Origin of the sequence: Maribacter sp. ACAM166 (assembly GCF_005771495.1) — a bacterium.
Taxonomy (GTDB): Bacteria; Bacteroidota; Bacteroidia; order Flavobacteriales; family Flavobacteriaceae; genus Maribacter.
Map to the genome: position 1 here is coordinate 1 of NZ_VAUW01000087.1, position 2,064 is coordinate 2,064.

Annotated in this window: 3 protein-coding genes; 2 read left to right on the forward strand and 1 reads right to left on the reverse strand. The window is 30.8% G+C overall.

The genetic code is table 11. The features are described from left to right. Positions 1-151 precede the first annotated feature (151 nt). Both ES765_RS21415 and ES765_RS21420 read left to right on the forward strand, forming a co-directional pair. A complete protein-coding gene (locus tag ES765_RS21415; protein WP_138116561.1) occupies positions 152-667 on the forward strand; it encodes a hypothetical protein in 516 nt (171 codons plus the stop codon). Beyond that, entirely contained in the window at positions 664-1,578 is a 915-nt protein-coding gene (locus ES765_RS21420; protein ID WP_138116563.1) for a patatin family protein, read from the forward strand. Before ES765_RS21415 ends, ES765_RS21420 begins: the two co-directional genes overlap by 4 nt. 163 nt (positions 1,579-1,741) lie before the next feature. On the opposite strand, the gene ES765_RS21425 is transcribed toward ES765_RS21420, so the two are convergent. Then, positions 1,742-2,064, reverse strand: a 323-nt coding sequence (locus ES765_RS21425) for a transposase (protein WP_138116565.1), incomplete at its 5' end; no start/stop codon positions are given.

Sequence of the window (2,064 nt, forward strand, 5' to 3'; positions counted from 1 at the left end):
GTAACTTTAGAGTAGATTACCATAGATAGATTTTTAGATTAATGAATTGAATTTCAACACTTTAATTTACTGAAAATCTATCTTTTTTGTTGCATAATAATCAAATATTATTAATCGAACTCAGGTTATTAGACAGTATGCAGCTAAGAATATGGGAGTTATTCCTGAAGGTCTAAAAGAATTTGCAGAACCGTTATTAGTAGATGATAGTTATGTTACCAATGAATTAATGCTGTACAATCTTTGGAATAATTTTGATAATGATAGAGAGGTTTATTTAAATAAGACGAAAGATATTATCGGACTTCCTAATAAGAATGTTCGCTTACTATGGTTAACCTTGGCCTTAATAACGCCAAAATATAATTCATCAGAAAAAATAACCTATTTAGAGGAGTTACTTGGGTACACAGCATCAACCTATAATCCAGAAGTACGACAGATTGCTTTTCAATACTTAAATGAAATTAAGGCACTTAAAGGTGATGGTATTCTGAATTTGATTAAGGCAACCAATCATCATTCATGGCAATTCAGAAATTTTTCAAGGCAGTTATTAAATTCTTTATTGAAAGATGATTTAAAGAAAAAAGAGATTGTCAATGCTGTAAAACAACTAAATTCCTCAGATTTGCGTTATATTAAAACGAAATTGAATTTACCATGAGAGCTTTAGTAATTTCTGGCGGAGGTAGTAAAGGAGCCTTTGCAGGTGGTGTAGCGCAATACCTTATTCAAGAAGAAGGTAGAAAATATGATTTATTCGTAGGTACATCTACCGGTAGTTTACTTATTTCTCATTTAGCCTTAGGCAAATTAGAAAAAATAAAAGAAATATATTCCAATGTCAATCAACAAAGTATTTTCAATAATTGCCCTTTCTTAATTAAGAAAGTTCATGGTAATGAAGAAATTTCTATAAATCACTGGAATGTTCTGCGAAATTTTATTTTAGGAAAAAAGACGTTTGGAGAAAGCGAAAATCTGAGGGATTTAATTCGTAATAGCCTAACTACAGAAGAATTTGAATCCTTGAAGAAAGGCATGTCTGATGTGATTATTACCGTGTCAAATTTATCCTTAAACCAAGTTGAGTATAAGTCCATAAAAGACTGTACTTATGATGAGTTCTGTGATTGGATATGGATTTCAGCTAATTATACACCATTTATGAGTTTGGTTCGTAAAAATGGTTGTGAGTATGCTGATGGTGGTTTGGGAAGTATTGTACCCATAGAAGAGGCGATTAAAAGAGGAGCAACCGAGGTAGATGTGGTTGTTTTACATACAGAGGTAAATTATCTAAATAGAGTTGCTTCAAGAAATCCATTCGAATTGATTACGACAATGATGAGTTTCATTTTAGATCGTATTGAGAATCAAAATATTAGAATAGGAAAATTGGTCGCTAATCAAAAGAATGCAATTATAAATCTTTATTATACACCAACTATTCTAACAACAAACTCGTTGATTTTCGATAAGGATAAAATGACCTTGTGGTGGAAAAGAGGTTATTTATATGCTAAAAACAAAAACGAAGAAACAAATCCTATTGAGCCAAATTTGAATGAATAAGCTAGCCCAGTACGCAGTTTTAGTTAGTAATTAACAGAGAAGTCAGTAGACCGAAATCAATTATAAATTAGTGAAAATTAAATTTTTTAAATTGAATTTTGAAAACTATACTTGATTTTTGATAGTTAAGTTGAACTTACTCTTTGACTTAAATCTTATTGAGTTATACGCCTAGTATCCGTTTTATGTTTTTATGATAAATAGGTTTCGCTAAGACCATTCTTTCTATAGTTTTATGAAAAATACTTTGCTTGAATTGAGAGCGGTTGATCCTAAAACAAAATTCATCAAAGTAAGCTTGTACGTGCCATTTGCTTACGTGAGTTGGTATTGCTCTTAACCAAGAGTTTAATTGCATGATCACTATGTGCAGTTCTTTGAAATTTTTACCGTTGTTACTGAATTTCTGTTCGATATCATAGTCCTTTTTTAGTGGTGAATATCCTCTCCATTTATCTGTCACTATTTTTGCATCTGTACTTATAT

Coding starts and splice junctions, on each gene's coding strand:
- ES765_RS21415 (WP_138116561.1), top strand. CDS start 152: ATGGGAGTTATTCCTGAAGGTCTAAAAGAATTTGCAGAACCGTTATTA.
- ES765_RS21420 (WP_138116563.1), top strand. CDS start 664: ATGAGAGCTTTAGTAATTTCTGGCGGAGGTAGTAAAGGAGCCTTTGCA.